This window comes from Aeromonas sp. R5-1 (assembly GCF_040908265.1).
GTDB classification, from domain to species: domain Bacteria; phylum Pseudomonadota; class Gammaproteobacteria; order Enterobacterales; family Aeromonadaceae; genus Aeromonas; species Aeromonas caviae.
The window spans coordinates 14,850-32,058 of the sequence record NZ_JBFODJ010000051.1; the positions used below are offsets into that span (position 1 = coordinate 14,850).

The 17,209-nt window shown below is 61.7% G+C and carries 16 protein-coding genes; 12 read left to right on the plus strand and 4 right to left on the minus strand.

From position 1 onward, the window contains the following. Positions 1 to 170: 170 nt before the first annotated feature. The 5 genes from AB5Y64_RS07290 (at position 171) to AB5Y64_RS07310 (ending at position 6,301) form a co-directional block, all read left to right on the plus strand. Positions 171 to 1,196, plus strand: a complete 1,026-nt coding sequence (locus AB5Y64_RS07290) for an ABC transporter permease subunit (protein WP_010675471.1) — start codon at positions 171 to 173, stop codon at positions 1,194 to 1,196. Positions 1,197 to 1,198: 2 nt separating this feature from the next. Continuing rightward, positions 1,199 to 2,242: an ABC transporter permease gene (locus AB5Y64_RS07295; protein WP_039040351.1), complete on the plus strand. Its 1,044-nt coding sequence runs from the start codon at positions 1,199 to 1,201 to the stop codon at positions 2,240 to 2,242. An 82-nt stretch (positions 2,243 to 2,324) separates the two neighbouring features. Further along, complete coding sequence (locus AB5Y64_RS07300) at positions 2,325 to 4,142, plus strand: extracellular solute-binding protein (RefSeq protein WP_039040350.1); 1,818 nt, start codon at positions 2,325 to 2,327, stop codon at positions 4,140 to 4,142. Between the two features lie 25 nt (positions 4,143 to 4,167). Continuing rightward, positions 4,168 to 5,205 carry an ABC transporter ATP-binding protein gene (locus tag AB5Y64_RS07305; protein ID WP_039040349.1) on the plus strand — a complete coding sequence of 346 codons (1,038 nt, stop codon included), beginning with the start codon at positions 4,168 to 4,170 and terminating at the stop codon, positions 5,203 to 5,205. A 94-nt stretch (positions 5,206 to 5,299) separates the two neighbouring features. Next, on the plus strand, positions 5,300 to 6,301 hold the full coding sequence (locus AB5Y64_RS07310) for an ABC transporter ATP-binding protein (protein WP_039040364.1): 1,002 nt from the start codon (positions 5,300 to 5,302) through the stop codon (positions 6,299 to 6,301). Positions 6,302 to 6,930: 629 nt separating this feature from the next. On the opposite strand, the gene AB5Y64_RS07315 is transcribed toward AB5Y64_RS07310, so the two are convergent. Next, positions 6,931 to 8,382 carry an aminoacyl-histidine dipeptidase gene (locus AB5Y64_RS07315; RefSeq protein WP_039040348.1) on the minus strand — a complete coding sequence of 484 codons (1,452 nt, stop codon included), beginning with the start codon at positions 8,380 to 8,382 and terminating at the stop codon, positions 6,931 to 6,933. A gap of 927 nt (positions 8,383 to 9,309) precedes the next feature. Here AB5Y64_RS07315 and gpt point away from each other — a divergent pair. The 6 genes from gpt (at position 9,310) to AB5Y64_RS07345 (ending at position 15,005) form a co-directional block, all read left to right on the plus strand. Then, positions 9,310 to 9,777, plus strand: coding sequence for a xanthine phosphoribosyltransferase (gene gpt, locus AB5Y64_RS07320; protein ID WP_039040347.1), 468 nt, complete (start codon positions 9,310 to 9,312; stop codon positions 9,775 to 9,777). A gap of 174 nt (positions 9,778 to 9,951) precedes the next feature. Then, positions 9,952 to 11,220: an esterase FrsA gene (gene frsA / locus AB5Y64_RS07325; RefSeq protein ID WP_010675462.1), complete on the plus strand. Its 1,269-nt coding sequence runs from the start codon at positions 9,952 to 9,954 to the stop codon at positions 11,218 to 11,220. A 62-nt stretch (positions 11,221 to 11,282) separates the two neighbouring features. Further along, positions 11,283 to 11,675: a sigma factor-binding protein Crl gene (crl, locus tag AB5Y64_RS07330; protein WP_039040346.1), complete on the plus strand. Its 393-nt coding sequence runs from the start codon at positions 11,283 to 11,285 to the stop codon at positions 11,673 to 11,675. Positions 11,676 to 11,820: 145 nt separating this feature from the next. Beyond that, positions 11,821 to 12,924: a glutamate 5-kinase gene (proB, locus tag AB5Y64_RS07335; protein ID WP_010675460.1), complete on the plus strand. Its 1,104-nt coding sequence runs from the start codon at positions 11,821 to 11,823 to the stop codon at positions 12,922 to 12,924. A 32-nt stretch (positions 12,925 to 12,956) separates the two neighbouring features. Then, entirely contained in the window at positions 12,957 to 14,213 is a 1,257-nt protein-coding gene (locus tag AB5Y64_RS07340; RefSeq protein WP_324606585.1) for a glutamate-5-semialdehyde dehydrogenase, read from the plus strand. A gap of 156 nt (positions 14,214 to 14,369) precedes the next feature. Further along, positions 14,370 to 15,005 carry a murein L,D-transpeptidase catalytic domain family protein gene (locus AB5Y64_RS07345; RefSeq protein WP_039040344.1) on the plus strand — a complete coding sequence of 212 codons (636 nt, stop codon included), beginning with the start codon at positions 14,370 to 14,372 and terminating at the stop codon, positions 15,003 to 15,005. Between the two features lie 92 nt (positions 15,006 to 15,097). Here AB5Y64_RS07345 and AB5Y64_RS07350 read toward each other — a convergent pair whose 3' ends face one another. Continuing rightward, a complete protein-coding gene (locus AB5Y64_RS07350) occupies positions 15,098 to 15,529 on the minus strand; it encodes a universal stress protein (RefSeq protein WP_010675457.1) in 432 nt (143 codons plus the stop codon). Between the two features lie 194 nt (positions 15,530 to 15,723). Here AB5Y64_RS07350 and AB5Y64_RS07355 point away from each other — a divergent pair, with 194 nt between their 5' ends. Further along, complete coding sequence (locus tag AB5Y64_RS07355; protein ID WP_039040343.1) at positions 15,724 to 16,467, plus strand: hypothetical protein; 744 nt, start codon at positions 15,724 to 15,726, stop codon at positions 16,465 to 16,467. Between the two features lie 42 nt (positions 16,468 to 16,509). Here AB5Y64_RS07355 and AB5Y64_RS07360 read toward each other — a convergent pair whose 3' ends face one another. Next, the gene (locus tag AB5Y64_RS07360; protein ID WP_162483103.1) at positions 16,510 to 16,602 is read right to left on the minus strand and encodes an RNA methyltransferase; all 93 of its coding nucleotides are present in this window, start codon (positions 16,600 to 16,602) and stop codon (positions 16,510 to 16,512) included. A gap of 22 nt (positions 16,603 to 16,624) precedes the next feature. Further along, entirely contained in the window at positions 16,625 to 17,128 is a 504-nt protein-coding gene (locus AB5Y64_RS07365; RefSeq protein ID WP_039040342.1) for an RNA methyltransferase, read from the minus strand. Positions 17,129 to 17,209 lie beyond the last annotated feature (81 nt).

A 17,209-nucleotide genomic window follows, 5' to 3' on the forward strand; every position in this document is an offset into this window, starting at 1 on the left:
CATTCCTGGTCGCAGACAGGGTTCTACTTGATTTTTGTTGCAGAGCTTTTACAGTGACCGAGCCGGATTGTCTGCCAATGCCAGTCAATTCAGTGAGTAATGCCAGGTAAGGATAGGCCCGTCACCGGATGTGACTGGCCATAAAAGAACAACAAGGACGAGGTTCCACCATGCTGTCGTATTTCCTACGTCGGATGCTTTTGATCATCCCGACGTTTCTCGGTATCACCCTGCTCGTCTTCACCATCACCCGCTTCGTGCCGGGCGGCCCGGTCGAGCGCATGCTGCTGCAGGCGCAGGTCTCGCAAAACGAGTCCGGCCGCTCCAGTGGCAGCAAGGGGGCGCAGGCACTCTCCGACGAACAGATTGAAGAGCTCAAGGCGTTCTACGGCCTCGACAAACCCATGCTGGTCGCCTACTGGGACTGGTTGCAGAAGCTGGCGGTGCTGGATCTCGGGGAGTCGACCCGTTATTACGAGCCGGTGTGGGATCTCATCAAGGAGAGGTTGCCGGTGACCGCCTTCTTCGGGCTCGCCACCTTTCTGCTGAGCTATGCCGTCTCCATCCCGCTCGGAGTGGCCAAGGCGCTCAGACACAACAGCCGCTTCGATTCCCTGAGCTCCATGCTCATCTACATGGCCTATGCGCTGCCCGCCTACGTGGTGGGGATCTTCCTCATCACCGTCTTTGCGTTCCATCTGGAGTGGTTGCCCATGGGGGGCTTCCCGGGGGACGAGTTTGACGGGATGGAGAGCAGCTGGGATCAGATCCGCACCGTCTTCGCCCACGCGCTGCTGCCGCTCATCGCCTACGCCATCGGGGATTTCGCCATCCTCACCATGACCATGAAGAACAGCCTGATGGAGAACCTGTCGGCGGATTATGTGCGCACCGCCGTGGCCAAGGGGTTGCCGTTTCGCAAGGCGGTGACCGATCACGCCATGCGCAACAGCCTGATCCCCATCGCGAGTCACTTAGGGTCGGTGCTCACCGTCTTCTTCGGGGGCTCCTTCCTCATCGAGACCATCTTCAACATCGACGGCATCGGCCTGCTCGGTTACGAGGCCATTGTCGAGCGGGATTACCCCACCGTCATGGGCATTCTGGCCATCACCTCCATGCTGATGCTGGTGGGCAACATTGTCTCCGACATCTGCGTTGCCCTGGTCGATCCCCGCGTGCGGTTTGGAGAGTGAGCATGAACCTGAATCCGGTAACTCTGAAAAAACTCAAGCGCTTCAAGTCGATAAAGCGCGGCTACTACTCTTTTGTCATCTTTTCGGTCCTGGTGGTCATCTCTCTGCTGGCGGAACTGCTGGTCAACAGCCGGGCCCTGGCGGTGAGCTATCAGGGGGAGCTCTATTTCCCCACCTATGGGGACGTGATCCCGGGCCAGCACTTCGGGCTCGACTACGAGTACGAGACCAACTACCGCCAGCTCAAAGACAAATTCGCCGCAGAGGGCAAGGGGGACTGGGTGCTGCTGCCACCTGTGCCCTGGAACCCCTATGAGCAGGACTTCAAGGAGGAAGCCTACCCGCCCTATGCCCCGAGCCTGGCGGAGCGCCACTTCCTCGGCACCGACACCAGCGGTCGCGACGTATTGGCACGGCTGGTCTACGGCTTTCGCATCGCCATCGGCTTTGCCTTCATCGCGCTGGTGGCGAGCTATGTCATCGGGGTCAGCATCGGCTGCATGATGGGGTTCCTCGGCGGTCGATTCGATCTCCTGATGCAGCGTTTCATCGAGATCTGGTCCCAGGTGCCCTTCCTCTACGTCATCATGATCCTGGTCTCCCTGGCCAAGCCGAACTTCGGCCTGTTCGTGGGCATCAACGTGCTGTTCGGCTGGATGGGGATCACCTGGTACATGCGCACCCTCACCTACAAGGAGCGGGCGCGGGACTACGTGATGGCGGCGCGGGCCCAGGGGGCGAGCACCAGGCGCATCATCTTCAACCACATTCTGCCCAATACCCTGATGATGATCGTCACCCTGGCCCCGTTTGCCGTGGTGGGCAACATCTCCACCCTGACGGCGCTGGACTACCTGGGCTTTGGCCTGGCGCCGCCGACCCCGAGCTGGGGGGAGCTGCTCTCCCAGGGGATCAACAACCTCGACGCCATCTGGATCGTGAGCTCGGTAGTGGCGGCGGTGAGTCTGGTGCTGATCATGGTCTCCTTTATCGGCGAGGCGATCCGCGAGGCGTTCGACCCGCGCAAATTTACCCGTTATCAGTGACCTGTGGCGCACTCAAGGCGCCGGGTCGCTCACCCTTAAATTGATAAACCCCCAGTGCAGGGGCATGACCAGGAAGTCAAACATGAACAATAAAATCAAATGGACAGGTGCTCTCTTTCTGCTGTTGAACGGATCCTGGGTGTGGGCGGCCAGCCTGCCCGCGGATCTGACGTGGGAGACCAACGACACCGACCCCGTGTTCGCCTCTCCCAAGGCGCTGCCCGGCGGCAACCTCAATCTCTTCGTCGACAGCTTCCCGCTGACGTTTCGCACCGTGGGGCCGGATTCCAACGGCTCGTTCCGCTCCTTCATCCTCGACAACCAGATGAGGCTCATCAGCTTCCATCCCAACACGGGCAACCCCATTCCGGCCCTGGCGAATGCCTGGGCCATCGCGCCGGACAGCCAGACCGTCTATTTCAGGCTCGACCCGCGCGCCAAGTGGTCCGACGGCAAGCCGGTCACCGCCGATGACTACACCTTCGGCTACGAGATGATGCGCTCCAAGGACATCAAGGGCCCCTGGTTCAACAACTACTACACCACCGAGGTGGTGGCGGTGGAGAAGATTGACGACCACACCATCCTGGTCAAGGCGGGCAGCCGCAAGGCCAAGCTCGATCTCCTCAACACCACCGAACTGTGGCCCCAGCCCAAGCACTACTACAAGATGGGCCCGAACTGGGTGAAGCAGTACAACTGGGCCGTGGTACCCACCACGGGCCCCTACGTGATGAGCGACGTGAAGAAGGGCAAGTCCGTCACCTTCAGCAAGCAGAAAGAGTGGTGGGCAAAAGACGATCGCTACAACCAGCACAGGTTCAACCTCGACACCATCAAGGTGCAGGTGATCCGCGACCACAACATCGCGTTCCGCCACTTCCTCAAGGGGGAGTTGGACACCTTCGAGATGATCCTGCCCAACTGGTGGCATGAGAAGGCGGTCACACCGGAGTACAAGCAGGGATACGTGCAGAAGGTGATGGCCATGACCGACACCAAGCAGGGGGGGCAGGGGGTTCACCTCAACGTGGCCAATCCCAAGCTGGCGGATCTCAACGTGCGGCTCGGCATCCAGCACGCCTTCAACATCGACAAGATGATAGAGACGGTGCTGCACGGCGATTATGACCGCGCTACCACCTTCGGCTCTGGCTTCGGGGCCTTCACCGACATCGCGCTCCCTGAGCGGGCCTACGACATCGCCAAGGCACGGGAGTACTTCGCCAAGGGCGGTTACGGCAAGCAGGGACCGGACGGCATCCTGCAAAACGACAAGGGAGAGCGGCTCACCCTGGCCCTCACCTACACCAGCCAGGAGCACTCCAAGCGGTTGACCGTGCTCAAGGAAGAGGCCAAGAAGGCGGGCCTGGATCTGGAGCTCAATCTGGTGGATGGCGCCACCGGCTTCAAGGTGATGCTGGAGAAGAAACACGAGGCGGCTTGGCTTGGCTGGGGGGGCGGTGGTCTCTATCCGCAATACTGGGAGTCCTTCCACTCCGACAACGCCAACAAGCCCCAGACCAACAACCTGTTCAACGTGGCTGACAAAGCGCTCGACAGCCTGATCGACGCCTACAACGTCGAGTTCGACATGGACAAGCGGGCCGCGCTTTCCCACCAGATCCAGCAGCGGATCTATGATCTCGCCATCTTCGTGCCCGGCGTTCAGCTCAACTATGTGCGAGCCAGCAGCTGGCGCTATGTGATGCTGCCGGAGGTGCCCGCCACCCGCAACACCCCGGATCTGCTCTACTGGCCCATGGATGGCTACCCCCACAGCAGTGGCGGCCTGCTCTGGATCGATCCCAAGGTGAAGGAGGAGACCCAGAAGGCCAAGGCTGACGGCAAGGCGCTGGCCCCCATCACCCTGATCGACAAGACCTATGCACATCATTGATGTGGCCCAGAAGGGAGCAGCAGTCATGCCCAACACACAGGCCACCGCCCCCGGCACCAGAGATCATGAGGGGCAGTCTCTGTCCCCCATCCTCGAGGTGCGGGATCTCGAGGTGGAGTTCGCCGTCGACGACGGCAAGATCAAGGTGCTCGACGGGGTCAGCTTCCAGGTCGCCCCGGGCAAAACCCTGGGGATAGTCGGCGAGTCCGGCTGCGGCAAGAGCGTCACCTCGCTGGCCATCATGGGGTTGCTGCCAAGGCCCCACGGTCAGGTGGTGGCGGGCTCCATCCGCTTTCAGGGGGAGGAGCTGCTCAATCTGCCGCCGGAGCAGATGTACAAGGTGCGTGGCAACCGTATCTCCATGATCTTTCAGGAGCCCATGACGGCCCTCAACCCGGTGCAGACGGTTGGCGATCAACTGATGGAGGTGTTTCGCCTCCACCGCCCCGATTACAGCAAGGCCCAGCGCCGTGACGCCGCCATCGCCATGTTGCAGAAGGTGGGGATCCCCGAGCCTGCCCAGCGTTTCGCGGCTTATCCCCACAATCTCTCCGGCGGCATGCGCCAGCGGGTGATGATCGCCATGGCGCTGGCCTGCGAACCGGCCCTGCTCATCTGCGACGAGCCGACCACGGCGCTCGATGTGACCATCCAGGCCCAGATCCTGGATCTGATGAAGGAGCTGCAAGCCCAGACCGGCATGGCCATCATCTTCATCACCCACGATCTCGGGGTGGTGGCGGAGCTGTGCGACGAGGTGGTGGTGATGTATGCCGGGCGTGCGGTGGAGCGGGCCGATATCTATGAACTGTTTGACCACCCGCGCCATCCCTATACTCATGGTCTGATGGCCTCGATCCCGCGTCTGGAAGATGTGCCAAAGAGCCTGCTCAAGACCATCAAGGGTCAGGTGCCCGCCCTGCACGAGATGCCGGCGGGGTGCCGTTTCTCCAACCGCTGCCCCCATGCCACGCCCCTTTGCGTGGAGACCATACCGGTGACCGAGCAGTTGAGCGAACGCCACGGGGTGGCCTGCCACCACTGGAAGGAGGTGAGCCTATGAGCGGCCTGGTGTGGGGACGGGGTGTCGCAGGACAGCCAGGCGGCGGGAAGGCGACCAGGTCGTTTGCTGCCATGAATCGTCGGGGATGGAAGTCATGACCAGCTTGTTGTCGGTAAGCAATTTAAAGCAGCATTTCAAGATGGGTGGCGGTTTCTTGCGCAAGCAATACACCGTCTACGCGGTGGATGGCATCAGCTTTGATCTCAAGCAGGGGGAGACCCTTGGCCTGGTGGGAGAGTCGGGATGCGGCAAGTCCACCCTGGGGCGTTCGTTGCTCAAGCTGTTCGAGCCGAGCGCCGGTTCCATCACCTTCGAGGGGCGTGACATCACCCACCTCTCGCCCAAGGAGATGCGATCCCTGCGTCAGGAGATGCAGATCGTGTTCCAGGATCCCGCAGAATCCCTCAACAGCCGCCACACGGTGGGGCAGATCCTGGAGGAGCCCTTCATCATCCACGGCAAGGGCAACGCCGAACAGCGCCGGACATGGGTGCAGGAGCTGCTGGAGAAAGTCGGTTTGCCCGGCAGCGCGGTGGATCGCTATCCCCATGAGTTCTCTGGTGGCCAGCGCCAGCGCATCGGCATCGCCCGCGCCATCGCCCTCAAGCCCAAGCTGCTGGTGTGTGACGAGGCGGTGTCGGCGCTCGACGTGTCGGTGCAGTCCCAGATCGTGAACCTGCTGCTCAATCTGCAGCGGGAGATGAACCTCGCCATCATCTTCATCGCCCATGACCTGTCGGTGGTCAAGCACATCTCGGACCGGATTGCGGTGATGTATCTGGGCCGGATCGTCGAACTGGCCGAGGCCCAGGCACTCTACCTGGCACCACGCCATCCCTATACCCAGGCGCTCATCTCCGCCATTCCGGTGCCGGATCCACGGCGGCGCAGCCAGCGCATCCTGCTGACGGGGGATGTGCCGTCCCCCATTTCGCCGCCGAGTGGCTGCCACTTTCACCAGCGCTGTCCCCATGCAACGGATCTGTGCCGCACCCGCTCGCCCGCCCTTGAGGCGTGCGGCGGGCAGGGGCATCAGGTGGCCTGCCATTTCCCCTTGCCCGTGCAGGAGGCGGTGCCACTGGGAAAGGCGATATGATGCCGGCGCCCGCCACGTCGCGACCGGCATCGCTGCAAGGTGGCACCGAGGAGGCGCAATAGAGGCGGAAACGGAATAAAAAAATGGGGCCTGCGGGCCCCATCTTCATGGTTGGAGTTCAGGTTTGGCCGTGGAAATTCTGGCCCGGGCAGGACAGCGCCCCGATGGGGGTGGCTGCTGTGTGGATTGCTGAGTTGTTTTGTAGTTTTATTACGTTGCTAATTTCAACTTCCGGACAGGCGATATCAGGCGCCATAACGGAAGTAGTAATTGCGGGTTGCAGGCGCATAAGTGTCTTTCTCTTCAGCACCTTTCTTGCTGGTTGCACCCTTCAGGTGGAACAGCACTGCCAGATTCTCGAACATATGATGACCTCGTTTCTCTGTGGTTCATGGGTTGTGTGACCTTGGTCACGTTCTGATCCTAGGGGCATATGTGAGCTGGATCAACTTTTTGTGTTGTAAATTTACATAAATCATGGAAAAGGTTTTCAAATGCAGACCTGTTCATGGATACGATTTCAAGCCAGGGCCGCGCGTGGAATCGGGGATATGAGAGAGGTGGCCGAGGAGGGTGCACAAAAAAGATGCCCCGCACGGGGCGGGGCATCGGTATGGTCGTGAGCTGGCTTACTTGGCCGGGATATGTTCCAGCACGTGAACCAGCAGTTGCCAGAAACGCTCGACCGCCGGGATGTGTACCTTCTCCCCCGGTGCATGGGCGCCACGGATGGTCGGGCCGAAGGAGACCATGTCCCAGTCCGGGTAGGCGCTCTTGAACAGACCGCACTCGAGGCCTGCGTGGATCACCATGACGTTCGGCATCTCGCCAAACAGGGTCTGGTAGCTGCTTCGCACCAGTGCCATGACCGGTGAGTCGACGTTCGGGGCCCAACCCGGGTAGGCGCCGGTGAACTCGCAGCTGGCGCCGGCCAGGGTGAACAGGGAGCGGGTCATCTGCTCGATGTTCTCGCGACCGGAATCGATGAGGGAGCGGATCAGGCACTGCACATAGACTTCCCCCTCGAGTGTCTTGATGACACCCAGGTTGGTGGAGGTCTCGGTCACGCCCGGGATGGCGTCGCTCATGCGCATCACCCCGTTCGGGCAGGCCATCAGGGCATCCAGCAGGCGGCTTTGCAGGGACTCGCTCATGAGCTGGGCCGGTTTCTCCCGGGCGGTGAGCAGCACGGTGAGGTTGGCCTCGGTGGCGGCCAGCTCGCTCTGATAGATGCCGGCGTAGCGGTCCACCAGGGCCTTGAAGTCAGCCACGCTGGCGGCGGGCACCAGCAGGCTGGCGCGGGCCTCGCGGGGGATGGCGTTGCGCAGGGTGCCGCCACTGAGATCGCCAAGGCGCACCCCCAGCGGTTCGGCGGCCTTGAGCAGACGGACCAGCAGCTTGTTGGCGTTGCCGCGGCCGCGATGGATGTCGACCCCGGAGTGGCCGCCGCGCAGGCCCTTGACCTGCAGCTCGAAACCTTCACCCTCGGTGGCAGCGACCCGCTCCAGGGGGAAGCGGATATTGGCATCCACCCCGCCGGCGCAGCCCATGTAGACTTCGCCATCCTCTTCGGAGTCGGTATTGAGCAGGATCTCGCCTTCCAGCCAGCCCGCTTCCAGACCGAAGGCGCCGGTCATGCCGGTCTCTTCGTCGGTGGTCAGCAGCACTTCCAGCGGACCGTGCTTGATGGTCTTGTCGGCCAGCACGGCCAGGCAGCCAGCCATGCCCATGCCGTTGTCGGCGCCCAGGGTGGTGCCGCGGGCAGTGACCCATTCACCGTCGATGTAGGCATCGATGGGATCGGTGGTGAAGTCGTGCTGGGTGTCGGCGTTGGCCTGGGGCACCATGTCGATGTGGGCTTGCAGCACCACGGCCTTGCGGTTTTCCATCCCCGGCGTGGCCGGTTTCTTGATGATGATGTTGCCGACGGCATCTTGCTTGACCGCCAGGCCTTCTCCCTGGGCCCACGCCACGATCCAGGCGCTCAGTTGGGCTTCGTGCTTGGAGGGGTGGGGGATGGAGCAGATCTGCTCGAAGAATTGCCAAATCAACTTGGGAGACAGAGAACTGAGCTGTGCCACGTCGGGACTCCTTACCAGCATGGAAAATGTCGGGCCCCACTCTGCGGGCCGGGGAAGAGGATAACGATAATACAGTCAATCACGCAAAAATGTGAGCGATCAGCGCAAATGACGCTCTGCTTGTGCTGGGAAAGGGAGCATGGATGGCGAACTTCACTACCTGCCTTATTCGTGTCAGCACAACATCAATTTTGTGATGCCAGTCACAAAAATATTGTCTTTTGGGCGCCGGGTGGTAAATTAGCCGCCGTGGCCAGCCCACTTGTCAGGATGACAATCAATGCCTCCAGGGAACCGAAGCAAAGCAAGTGCGCCTCCATGGAACCGAGTGTCAGTTCAAGGATGTGAACCCGCATTAAGGTACGTAACTTGTTAAGCAATCAGGAGTTTATGATGTCAGGCAGCAATTCAACCTATTGGTTTGCCCAATCTCTCTATACCCAGGGTTTCAACTACCCGAATCCCTACGCTACCCGCCGTTAAGGCTCGCAGGCGTCACAGGTAACAGCAGCAGGTGTGTGAGGAACCTCTCCTCCCCCTGCTATTTTTTTGCCCGAATGTCATGGAATGTGTGTCAAACGGCTAACCTGTCGGTGTCGCCGGAGCCCTCCCAAAAGGGCGACAGAGCGGAAGATGGCGGACATTTCCTGTTTTTCGCATACGTTTGCCGCTCAATTTATCCATAAAGAGTGCTATCATACCGGCCCAACAGCCGGCCCGAGATCGGGAGTCCACCCGACATGGCCGCCAGCTACACCCCATCCCTGTTCGCATTGCATCCGTTTTTGCCGCCGAGGCGTCAGCCCCGAGGCACGAAAAAGTGCAAGCAAAATTCGGGAAACGGGGTGCCAGAATTGACCTGAACCCGTCTCTTTGCCGGGTTTCGCCTCATAAGTGATTGCTTTATAACTCGTTGAGATCGATAGCATGCCAAAAAAGTTCTATGTATCGTGGGATAACCTGCAACGCGAAGCGCGCCGTCTGGCCCGTCGTCAACTGCCTGTCAGCCAGTGGAAAGGGATCATCGCCGTCAGCCGCGGTGGTCTGGTGCCTGCGGCCCTGATGGCCCGCGAACTTGGCATTCGCAATGTCGAAACCCTCTGCATCTCCAGCTATGACCACGACAACCAGCGCGAGCTGGTGGTGGTGAAGGCTGCCACCACCGCAGGTGACGGCGAAGGCTGGCTGGTGGTGGACGATCTGGTGGACACCGGCGGCACCGCCAAGGCGATCCGCGAGCTCTACCCCAGAGCCAAGTTCATCACCATCTTCGCCAAGCCCATGGGCGAACCCCTTGTGGATGACTTCGAAGTCGCTATTCCGCAGGATACCTGGATTGAACAGCCCTGGGACATGGCGCTGGAGTTCGCCAAGCCGATCTGCGACGAAGCGTAATCGCCGCACCGGTCGCTACCAGTGACTCCCCGGCATTCGGGAGCGGACTGATCCGTCGTGATGCAAGGTTGACCACATTGAGCCCCTTTTGGGGCTCAATGCGTTTCTGGTGTGGCTGCTCGATGTGAAAAGTGGTTAAGATGGGACATTGTTTGAGACAGAAGAGCCACCATTTTGGAACCAAACGACGATACCAATCTGACGGAAAAGCTGTTTACCCGGGTCAAAAAGGTATTGGAAACTTCCGAAGTCTCCAACTCGAGCCCCGTCGACGAGCAAGACAGCGCACTGTCTGACAGCTTCATCGATGGCGCCCTGTCGCCCCGCTGGTATCGCCTGCTGCGCAGACCGACCTGGGCCTGGCAGGGGGCCGATCCCGTCGAGGTGGAGCAGACCCTGGCGCACATCGCCATGGGGCAGGGGGAGCGCAGTCACGAACGCTATCTGGACACCATCAAGGGCTATGTGCCCGGCAACTGGGTCTATGAGTGGAGCCAGCTTGCCGGCCGTTATTTCAATACGGGGCGGACGCTGCTGGGGGAAGGGGATCGCGCCGCGGCGCTGAAGAGCCTGCTCAAGGCAGTGCGCTACTACTCCATCGCAAGCTACCCCCACCTCAAGCACGACGAGCTGGCGGATCAGGCCCAGTTGCTCGGCAACATGGCCTATCGCGAGGCCGGGCGCCTGTTCAAGGTGCCCCTCAAGGAGTTGCAGGTCCCGTTTCGGGGCAAGACCATCCAGGGCTACCTGCATCTGCCCACCACCGAGAAACCTGTGCCCCTGGTCATCGTCAGCGGTGGCATCGATTCGCTTCAGGTGGACTTCCTCAACTTCTATTTCAAGTGTCTCGAGCCCCACGGCATCGGGATGCTCTCCCTGGACATGCCGGGCACCGGCTATGCCGAGCACTGGCCCCTGGTGCAGGACACCAGCCGCCTGCACCAGGCGGTGCTCAACTACCTCTCGGAGGTAGCCTGGGTCGATCACCAGCGCATCGCCATGGTGGGGTTCCGCCTCGCCGGCAATGTGGCGGCCCGTCTCGCCTTCGTCGAGCCGTTCAAGCTTCGGACCGTGGTCTGCATCGGTGCCGGCATCAACCAGGTGTTCACCAATCAGGAGATGTTCGCCCGCTGCCCGCGCATGATGCGCGACGGGCTGGCGAACCGGCTGGGGGCGGACGCGGCCCAGTGGGATCTGCTGCGCACCAAGTGCCAGGTCTTCTCCCTCAAGACCCAGGGATTGCTGGGGAGTCGCACTTCCGTGCCGATATTGAGTATCGGGCACAAGAAAGATTTTATTTGTCCCGAGCAGGATGTCCGGGCATTGGCCGCTGCGAGTCGCAACGGCAAGGCGGTGGTGTTTGACAAGCAGCCACTGCTCGAGGTCTATGACGAGGCACTGAAAGAGACGGTAGATTGGCTCAAAAAGCACTTATGTACATGATATAAAACTAAAAATGTAACATCATCATGTGATGGTATGGCTTGTTCAACAGGGAGGTTAGCATGTCAGAAAGAGTGACTTACAAGCGATTGCTGCGGCAGTTCGCGGCCATTGGCCCCTATTTGCGTGAAGACCTGTGCGAGGAGGGCCGCTACCGCTTTGACTGCCTGTCCGTCTGTGTCAGCGCCAAGCCTGCTCCGGACAAGCGGGAGTTCTGGGGCTGGTGGCTGGTGCTGGAGCAGGCGGATCACAGCTTCAGCTACCACTATCAGACGGGGTTCTACAACGCGGACGGGGAGTGGATCGACAAGGCGCTGCCCAAGAAGCATCAGGCGGAAGTGGAACGCACCCTGCAACATTTCTACAAGCTCATCAGCGGCAAGTTGACCCAGCTGGAGTGCACCCTCTCCCCCGCGAAGCAGGTGACCGCCGAACTGAGCGTGACGGCAGCCTGATCCCCAAGCCCCGCATCTTCCCGGTGCGGGGTACCCCGATGCTTTGTCACCGAGCCCGCAACTGCCTGGCGAGGCTTAATTGCCTTGCAGGGCAGGGGGGCCGTGGGTATAAAGGGATTCCTTACTTTTCTAACCCTTCGTTCCCATGGAAAACAGAACCATAGTCGTCAAACTGGGCACCAGCGTGCTCACCGGGGGATCTGCCCGCCTCAACCGTGCCCACATGGTCGAGCTGGTCAGACAATGTGCCGCCTTGCATCGACACGGGCACCGTGTCGTGCTGGTCACGTCGGGGGCCATCGCCGCCGGTCGCGAGCATCTGGGCCACCCTCCGCTGGCGCCTACCCTGCCGAACAAACAGATGCTGGCGGCGGTGGGTCAGACCCAGCTCATCCGGGTATGGCAGGACCTGTTCAACCTCTACGGGCTGCACATCGGCCAGATGCTGCTGACCCGCGCCGACCTGGAAGACAGGGAGCGCTACCTCAATGCCCGCGACACCCTGCGCACTCTGCTCGATCACCGCATCATCCCCGTCATCAACGAGAACGACGCCGTGGCCACCGCCGAGATCAAGGTGGGGGACAACGACAACCTCTCCGCCCGTGCCGCCATCCTGGCGGATGCGGACTTGCTGATCCTGCTCACGGATCAGAAGGGGCTCTTCACCGCCGACCCGCGCACCAACCCGGATGCCCAGCTCATCGAAGAGGTGCAGACCATAGACGACACCCTGCGCTCCCTTGCCGGTGACAGCGTGAGCGGCCTTGGCACCGGTGGCATGGCCACCAAGCTGCAGGCGGCCGACGTGGCGCGCCGGGCCGGGGTGGACGTGGTGATCGCCACCGGCCAGATCCCGGAAGTGATCGGCCGCCTCGCCGCCGGGGAGCGGGTGGGGACCCTGTTCCCTGCCCTGGCATCCCCCCTGGAAGGGCGCAAGAGCTGGATCCTGGCAGGGCCCCCTCCTCACGGCGAAGTGCAGGTGGATCAGGGGGCCGTGGCCGCCATGCAGGAGAAGGGCTCCAGCCTGCTGCCCAAGGGCATCGTCGCGGTGAAGGGCGATTTCGTGCGTGGCGACGTGGTGCGTATCCTGGATCCCAAGGGGAGCGAGCTGGCTCGCGGTATCTGCCGTTACGACCATCTGGAGCTGGATCGGCTGCGGGGTGTCCACTCGGATCAGATTGAACAGGTATTGGGTTACGGCTATGGGGCCGTGGCCATCCACCGTGATGACATGGTGCTGCTCTGAACAGGGCGGCACCGCATGAACAAAAGGGAACTGTGATGAGTCTGGAGAAAATGGGGCAGGCGGCCCGTGAAGCCGCCTATCAACTGGCCACCGTCAGCACGGCACAGAAGAACCGGGCGCTGGCGGCCATCGCCGATGAACTGGAAGCACGCAGTGCCCAGATCCTGGCGGCCAACGAGAAAGACATCGCCGCCGGGCGCGAGGCGGGGCTCACGGAAGCCATGCTGGATCGCCTGCTGCTCAACCCGGCGCGCCTTGCCGGCATAGTGGCGGATGTGCGCAAGGTGATCACCCTGGATGATCCGGTCGGGGCCGAAATCGACAGCCGGGTGCTGGAGAATGGCCTGCGCCTCTCCCGTCGCCGGGTGCCCATCGGGGTCATCGGCGTCATCTACGAGGCGCGCCCCAACGTCACCATCGACATCGCCAGCCTCTGCCTCAAGACCGGCAACGCCAGCATTCTGCGCGGCGGTCGCGAGACCTTCCACTCCAACCTGGAGCTGGTGCGGGTGATCCAGCATGCCCTGGCGGCGTCCGGCCTGCCCGAGGCGGCGGCGCAGTACATCGACAACCCGGACAGGGCGCTGGTGGCCGAGTTGCTGCGCCTCGACCGCTACGTGGACATGATCATCCCCCGCGGCGGCGCGGGTCTTCACAAGATGTGCAAGGAGAACAGCTCCATCCCCGTCATCATCGGCGGGTTCGGTATCAGCCATATCTTCGTGGACGAGAGCGCCGATCTGGCGCGTTCCCTGGCGGTCATCGAGAACGCCAAGGTGCAGCGCCCCTCCGCCTGCAACGCCCTCGATACCCTGCTGGTACACGAGAAGGTGGCGGCCACCTTGCTGCCGCAACTGGTGGCTCTGATGAACGAGCGCAAGGTGACCCTGGTGGGCGCGCCCAATGCCATGGCGCTGCTGGCTGGCAGCGACAACCTGTGCGACGCGGGGCCGGAAGATTTCGACACCGAGTGGCTGGGGCTGACCCTGGGGGTCAAGGTGGTGGCGGACGTCAACGAGGCGCTCGCCCATATGCGCGAGCACAACGCCGGCCACTCCGATGCCATCCTGACCAACTCCCTCGCCAATGCCGAGCGTTTCGTCAACGGGGCCGGTTCGGCGGCGGTCTATGTCAACGCCTCCACCCGCTTCACCGACGGTGGCCAGTTTGGCCTCGGGGCCGAGGTGGCGGTCTCGACCCAGATGCTTCACGCCCGTGGCCCCATGGGGCTGACCGAACTCACCAGCTACAAGTGGGTGGGGCAGGCGGATTATCTCAGCCGTGCCTGATCCAGGCACGCTCAGCAAGCAGGACAATGCCGACTCAGGTCGGCATTTTTGTGCTTTTTTATTGCTCGCAATCAATGGCTTGCATATAACTATCCAGCAGGATGCGGTGTCACCCGGGGCATCAGGCCACCGACAGCAAGGGGAGCAACTTCAAGGATGAAGGAACGGGATAGGAGTGCGTGGTGGGGCAGCCTCTGGCTGAGCCTGCCACTGCTGCTGGGGGCGCTCTGTTTCAGCGGCGCCAGCCACGCCAGTTGGGACCAGGATCTCTATCGTCAGCTCGGGCTGGCGGGCAAACTCGACAGCCGCGTGTTTCGCAAGGCCCTGGACGGTTACCAGAGCGTGCGCCACAAGCGAAAACCCATTCTAACCATCATCGACTACAGCAAGCCCTCGACCATGCGCCGGCTGTTCGTCATCGACGTCAAGCGCCACAAGCTGCTCTACCACACCTGGGTCAGCCACGGCCGCAATTCGGGGGAGCTGGCCGCCCGCCAGTTCTCCAATCAGATGAATTCCCGGCAAAGTTCCCTCGGGGTCTACCGCACCGCCGAGACCTATCAGGGCAAGCACGGTTACTCCCTGCGTCTCGACGGCCTCAGTCCCGGCAAGAACAGCAATGCCCGCAAGCGCGCCATCGTGGTGCACGGGGCGGATTACGCCAGCCCCAGGCATCTGCTGAAATTTGACAAGCTGGGGCGCAGCTGGGGATGCCCGGCCCTGCCAAGGGAGCAGTCCAGGGCCATCATCGACACCATCAAGGGAGGGAGCGTCATCTATGCCCATGGCTGAGACCCTGCCCGCGAGTCTGCTGCGATGAGCATCTCATGGCAATCAACAGCAAAAAGGCCAGCATATGCTGGCCTTGGCGCATCAGGCGGGGATTATTTGCGGACCACCAGCACGGGGCAGGGGGCGTGGCGCACCACGGATTCCGCCACGCTGCCTACCAGCAGGTGGCTGATGCCGGAGCGGCCATGGCTGCCCATGACCACGAGATCCACCTTGTCTTCCTTCGCCTGGAGGACGATTTCATCGGCGGCGCGGCCAAAACGGACCTCGAATTTGGCCGGAATGGGCAGGCAGGCGACCAGTTCCTTGAGCTGGCTCTTGGCCTGACGCTCCATCTCGTGGGTGATCTCGATGGCCGTCATGTGCAGGATCTTGTAGCTGTCGAAGCCGTGCAGCTGATCCACCACGTGGACCAGTTTGAGCTCGGCCTGGTGGGTGTTGGCCATGAAGACGGCGTAGTCGAGTACCGCTCTGGACATCTCGGAGAAATCGACGGGGCAGAGCAGGGATTTGATGGTTGGCATGAGAATCTCCCCTCAAGTTGGGCTACTAATGAATCTTGTTTGCCATGATACGCTGTGGGGCGACAATAACCCTCGACCCGCTCGCAAAATGGGGAAAATGTCGGCCGGGACTCTGTTTTTCTATGCTATCTGTATGCCTGAACGGGCCGTCCGGCGGTGAGCATCTGCCGAGTGCCATATCACTGAGGATATTCATGGTTCGTCTTTTTCTGTTCTGTTGCCTGCTGATCACCTCGTTTGTGCGGGCAGACACCATACACGTCTATTGCGATGACTGGCCCGGCTTCTGTCACCGGGACGGCAAGGGGGTCTATCTGGATGTGGTTCGAGCCATCTATGAACCCCTGGGGCACGGGGTGAAGCTTCACATGGTGCCTTACAAACGGGCACTGGCGGTGGTGTCGAAAAAGGAGGGGGACATGGCGATGGGGGTCTATCGGGGAGAGGTGCCCGGGGTCCATCAGCCCGACTACCCCGACTCGGCTGACTACGTGAGCGTGGTGATGCAAAAGCGCTGGCTGCCGCACTGGGCAGGGGAGCACAGCCTCAAGGAGCAGGAGGTGCTCTGGCTGAGGGGGTGGGCCTTTGACAAGTTCATCCCGGAGCCGATGCGCTGGTTCGAGATAGACAGCCATGAGATGGCGCTGCAATTGTTGATCAAGGGGCGTTACCGCTACTACCTGACCGACGGCGCCCTCTACCCCGAAGGCTCCCTTCCCCCCGAGCTGGTACAGGTATTCCTGCGCTGGATCCCTACCTACCCCATCTTCGCCGATACCCCGAAGGGCAGGGAGTTGCACGGGCTCTGGGATCCCGGCATGCGCACCCTGATAAGGCAGGGCAAACTGGCGGAGATCTATCGGCAGAACAAGCTCTACGACTACTACCAGGGCTTTCTCAGGGAGCAGGTGGTGCGGGCGAACAAGCCACAGCCCTAGCTGTCGGGCCTGATGCCGTCATCGGGCCCCGCTTGTCCTGCCTCAGCCTTTGGCGCTGAGCGTCTTGGCCAACCGGTCATAGAGGATGACGTTGACCGAGGCGGTGAGGTGCATGCAGCCTGTCGGTCTGGCCACATAGATAACGTCTTGTCCTGCCTCAGCCTTTGGCGCTGAGCGTCTTGGCCAACCGGTCATAGAGGATGACGTTGACCGAGGCGGCCAGGTTCATGCAACCCTGAGTCGGCACATAGATGACCTCCTTCACCGCCGCGAAGCGGGCGGGTTCCAGGGTGCCATCCTCCGGGCCGAAGATGTAGAAGGCTCTCTCGGGGTGCACGTAATCCGGCAGGGGCGTGGCCCCCTCGATCAGATCCACCAGCACAGGGGTGCAGCCCTCGGGCACGAAGTCCAGCAGCTCCTCGACCCCGAGCAGGGGGATCTTCTCCACCATCTGCTTGGTGTCGGTGACAAAACGGCGTGCCAGCTCGAAGCGCTGCCCTGTGTAGTAGACCTCGTCCGCCCCGTAGCAGCCGGCGGCCCGCATCACGGCGCCCACGTTCTCCGGGGATTTGGGATTGACCAGCCCGATGGCGCAATAGTCCCCTCTCTCCCGGGTATCTGCCCGGTGCTGCCCGGCAGCGCCTTCATCTGACACTTTCATCTCTCTCTCCTGTGTGGCGGCGCATTATACCCCCGGTGGGCCCCTTGCCCAGCGTGCGGGGCGGATTCCCGCAAGGCGGGC